2 protein-coding genes and 1 pseudogene are annotated in these 4497 nt (G+C 71.4%); 1 reads left to right on the top strand and 2 read right to left on the bottom strand.

Annotated features, from left to right (window positions below):
* Together SACHA_RS22490 and aceE are read right to left on the bottom strand one after the other, a co-directional pair.
* Window positions 1-550: pseudogene (locus tag SACHA_RS22490) on the bottom strand (PucR family transcriptional regulator); the annotation flags it as partial.
* Between the two features lie 252 nt (window positions 551-802).
* Window positions 803-3607 carry a pyruvate dehydrogenase (acetyl-transferring), homodimeric type gene (aceE, locus tag SACHA_RS0115525; protein WP_019811184.1) on the bottom strand — a complete coding sequence of 935 codons (2805 nt, stop codon included), beginning with the start codon at window positions 3605-3607 and terminating at the stop codon, window positions 803-805.
* Window positions 3608-4006: 399 nt separating this feature from the next.
* Here aceE and SACHA_RS0115520 point away from each other — a divergent pair, with 399 nt between their 5' ends.
* Entirely contained in the window at window positions 4007-4423 is a 417-nt protein-coding gene (locus SACHA_RS0115520; protein WP_019811182.1) for a DUF3052 domain-containing protein, read from the top strand.
* Window positions 4424-4497 lie beyond the last annotated feature (74 nt).

Here is a 4497-nt window from a genome sequence, read left to right as displayed (position 1 = left end):
GGTCCCAGCCCAGGGCCGCCGCGCGGGAGAGCACGGACTCCTCCGCGTCGCCCCGCACCACGCCGTCCACGACCAGGGCCTCCAGGCGGGCGTCCCAGGCACCCCGTGCCTCGGCCGCCGCCGCGTAGGAGTTGGCCGCGGCGAAGGCGATCTCCCGCCCGTAGCGCAGGATGCCCTCGATCAGCGCGGCCCGTTCGGCCTCGTCGGCCGCGAATTCGGGCAGGTGGTCCTCGAAGACCTCGACCGCGAGGCGCACGATCTCCACGGTCTGTCGCAGGCTGATCCACCGGGACAGCTCCCGGGGTGCGGACCGGAAGGCCTCGGTGGTCAGCCGCAGCGCCTCCTTGGAGTCGCGCATCCACCGCACGAAGCCCGCCGCGCCCGCCTGCGAGATGAGCAGCACACTGGCCCGTTGGTCGGCGGGCAGCCGCGCGAACCACGGCAGCCGCTCCTCCAGGGCGGCCACGCTCGCCTTGGCGAGCCGACCGGACGCGTGTTCGAGCTTGCGCAGCGTCGTGGGGGACAGCCCGTGGTCGTTCGTGGCAGACATCGTGCTCGAATCCTACGCCCGGCCATACCGGGCACGGGGCGGATCGTCCCGGGGGATGCGAGTCCGTCGGCGCCGTTCCGGCCGCTCGCGGTGTGGCACGGGACCACCCGTGGCGCTGCGGCTCCCGCGCCCCGGGTGGTCCCGCTTCCCCGGTCCCCACCGGTGGCTCCACTATGGACGCCGTGGCCCCCGTGCGCCACCGGAGTCACCCGTTCGTGCAGCGCACGGGGCCCTGAGCGGGCCGGGACCGCCTCAGGCCACGCCCGAGTCGGACGTCTGCGGGCCCGCCGCCGTCACGTCCTCGAGCCGGTACTTCCGGGTGGCCTCGGTGACCCGCTCGGCGGGGATCTCGCCGCGCCGGGCCAGCGTGGTCAGCACGCCCACCGTGACCGACTCCGCGTCGACGAGGAAGTGCCGCCGTGCCGCGGGCCGGGTGTCGGAGAAGCCGAACCCGTCGGTGCCGAGGGTGAGCATGTCGGTGGGCACCCACGGCCGGATCAGGTCGGGCACCGCCCGCATCCAGTCGGACACGGCCACCACCGGCCCCTCCGCCCGCGACAGTGCGGCGGTCACGTGCGGCGTGCGGGGGGAACGCTCCGGATGCACGAAGTTCTCCCGGTCGATGTCGACGGCCTCCCGCCGCAGCTCGGTCCACGACGTCGCGGACCAGATGTCGGCGCGGACGCCCCACTCGGTCTCCAGCATCTCCCGCGCCCGCAGCGCCTCGGGCATCGCCACGCCGGAGGCGAGGATCTGTGCCCGCGGCCCGTCGCCGTCCGGGGCGGACCGGTAGTGGTAGAGCCCCTTGAGCAGGCCGTCCACGTCGAGGTTCTCCGGCTCGGGCGGCTGCTGGTACGGCTCGTTGTACACGGTGATGTAGTAGAAGACGTTCTCCCCGTTGCCGTCCGGTCCGGTCTCGCCGTACATCCGGCGCAGTCCGTCCTTGGCGATGTGGGCGATCTCGAACGCCCACGCCGGGTCGTAGGCCACCACCGCGGGGTTGGACGCCGACAGCAGCAGCGAGTGCCCGTCGGCGTGCTGGAGTCCCTCCCCGGTGAGCGTGGTGCGGCCCGCCGTGGCACCGAGCACGAACCCGCGCGTCATCTGGTCCGCCGCCGCGTACAGGCCGTCGCCGGTGCGCTGGAACCCGAACATCGAGTAGAAGATGTAGACCGGGATCATCGGCTCACCGTGCGTGGCGTACGACGTGCCCGCGGCGGTGAACGACGCGGTCGAGCCCGCCTCGTTGATGCCCTCGTGCAACAGTTGCCCCTGCTCCGACTCCTTGTAGGCGAGCATGAGCTGGGCGTCGACCGAGGTGTAGTTCTGCCCCTGCGGGTTGTAGATCTTCGCCGTCGGGAACATCGAGTCGAGGCCGAACGTGCGTGCCTCGTCCGGGATGATCGGCACCAGCCGCTTGCCCACGTCCGGCTCCTTGGCCAGCTCCCGGATCAGCCGCACGAAGGCCATCGTCGTGGCGACCTCCTGCTTGCCGGAGCCCTTGCGGATGGCGTCGTAGACCTCGTCGCCGGGCAGCACCAGCGGCTTGGCACGCGAACGCCGTTCCGGCAGGTACCCGCCCAGAGCCTTGCGGCGGCCGTGCAGGTACTCGATCTCCGGGGAGTCCTCGCCCGGGTGGTAGTACGGCGGCAACGTCGGGTCGCGCTCCAGCTCCTCGTCGCTGATCGGGATGCGCTGCGAGTCCCGGAACAGCTTGAGGTCGTCCAGGGTGAGCTTCTTCATCTGGTGGGTGGCGTTGCGCCCCTCGAAGGCCGGACCCAGCCCGTAACCCTTGATCGTGTGGGCGAGGATCACCGTGGGCCTGCCGTGGTGCTCCAGCGCCGCCTTGTACGCCGCGTGGACCTTGCGGTAGTCGTGCCCGCCCCGTTTGAGGTTCCAGATGTCGGCGTCGGAGAGGTTCTTGACCAGATCCTTCGTGCGCGGGTCGCGGCCGAAGAAGTGCTCGCGGACGTAGGCGCCGTCGTTGGCCTTGTAGGTCTGGTAGTCCCCGTCCGGAGTGGTGTTCATCAGGTTCACCAGCGCGCCGTCGCGGTCGGCGTGCAGCAGCGTGTCCCACTCGCGGCCCCAGATGACCTTGATGACGTTCCAGCCCGCGCCGCGGAAGTAGGTCTCCAGCTCCTGGATGATCTTGCCGTTGCCCCGGACCGGGCCGTCGAGGCGCTGGAGGTTGCAGTTGACGACGAAGGTCAGATTGTCCAGCCCCTCGGTCGCGGCCACGTGGATCAGGCCGCGCGACTCCGGCTCGTCCATCTCGCCGTCGCCGAGGAAGGCCCACACGTGCTGGTCGCTGGTGTCCTTGATGCCCCGGGCGTGCAGGTACCGGTTGAACCGGGCCTGGAAGATGGCGTTCATCGGGCCGATGCCCATCGACACCGTCGGGTACTCCCAGAAGTCCGGCATCAGCCGGGGGTGCGGGTACGACGGCAGACCGCCGTCCTCGCCCGTGTGGGACCGCTCCTGACGGAAGCCGTCCAGCTGGTCCGCGCTGAGCCTGCCCTCCAGGTAGGCACGGGCGTAGATCCCGGGGGAGGCGTGGCCCTGGATGAAGATCTGGTCACCGCCGCCCGAGTGGTCCCGGCCCCGGAAGAAGTGGTTGAAGCCGACCTCGTACAGCGCCGCCGACGAGGCGTAGGTGGAGATGTGCCCGCCCACGCCGACACCGGGGCGCTGGGCGCGGTGCACCATGACCGCCGCGTTCCACCGGATGTAGGCCCGGTAGCGCCGCTCGATCTCCTCGTCGCCGGGGAACCACGGCTCGTTCTCCGTGGGGATGGTGTTGACGTAGTCGGTGGCCGTGAGTGGCGGCACACCGACGTTGCGTTCCCGGGCCCGTTCGAGCATGCGCAGCATCAGGTACCGGGCACGCTGCTGACCACCCCGCGCCAGGGCGGCGTCGAAGGAGTCCAGCCACTCGGCGGTCTCCTCGGGGTCGATGTCGGGCAGGTGCGCGGCCAGTCCGTCGCGGATCACGCGGACGCGCGCGGGCGCCTGGCCGGATGCGCCGTCGGGTCCGGCCTCGTGGTTCTGGGGGGCCAAGGGGTCTCCTCGCCGGTTCTGGTGTCGCTTCGTTCGATCGTGTGTCATCGTCGTGCCGGGGCGCACCGCGCGTCACCAACTACTCTGCGGTAACATTGAGCTGTTCGTAACACCGTGTCCGTCGCCTCCGGCCCTGGTGAGCCGTGTCTCCCAGCCTAGTCACCTCCGGCCCGCACGGGACGGCTCGGCGCCGACGGACGGTTCGCCGGGCCGGGGGCGGGCCGGGCCGGAGTCCGGCGGAGGGCCCCGTCGACCGCACGAGTTCCCGATGATCCGGTGTGGACGGTTGCGCTCCGCGCCGTCGCGGTGTTCGCTAAGCCCATCCGTGTACGTACCGCGCGGCCGCCGACCTCCGGGCCGGTGGCCGTGGCAGCACCCGAAGTGGAGGAGTGAGAAGTCGTGGTCGCCGCGGGAGACGCTGACCAGAACAGCGTCGCCGAAAGGCTCGGCATCAAGCCGGACATGGTGGTTCAGGAGCTGGGCTGGGACGAGGACGTCGATGACGAGGTCCGTGCCGCCATCGAGGACCACCTCGGTGGTGAGCTGCTCGACGAGGACGCCGACGAGGTCATCGACGTGGTGCTGCTGTGGTGGCGCGACGGCGATGGGGACCTGGGCGACGCCCTGGTGGACGCCCGCGCCCCGCTCGACGAGAACGGTGTCGTGTGGGTGCTCACCCCCAAGACCGGGCAATCCGGGCACGTCGAGCCGAGCGACATCGCCGAGGCGGTCCCCACGGTCGGGATGTCGCAGACGTCGAACCTGAGTGTGGGGCCGGGCTGGACCGCGACGCGGCTGGTGCCCAGATCGAAGTGACCGTGTGGGGTCCCGGGGCCGGGTCCGCCGGCCTCCCGGCCCGCCACCCCACCGCCGCACCGCACCGGGCCGGG

Origin of the sequence: Saccharomonospora halophila 8, from assembly GCF_000383775.1 — a bacterium.
In the GTDB taxonomy this organism is placed as follows: domain Bacteria; phylum Actinomycetota; class Actinomycetes; order Mycobacteriales; family Pseudonocardiaceae; genus Saccharomonospora; species Saccharomonospora halophila.
This window is presented reverse-complemented; position numbering and strand designations above follow the sequence as displayed.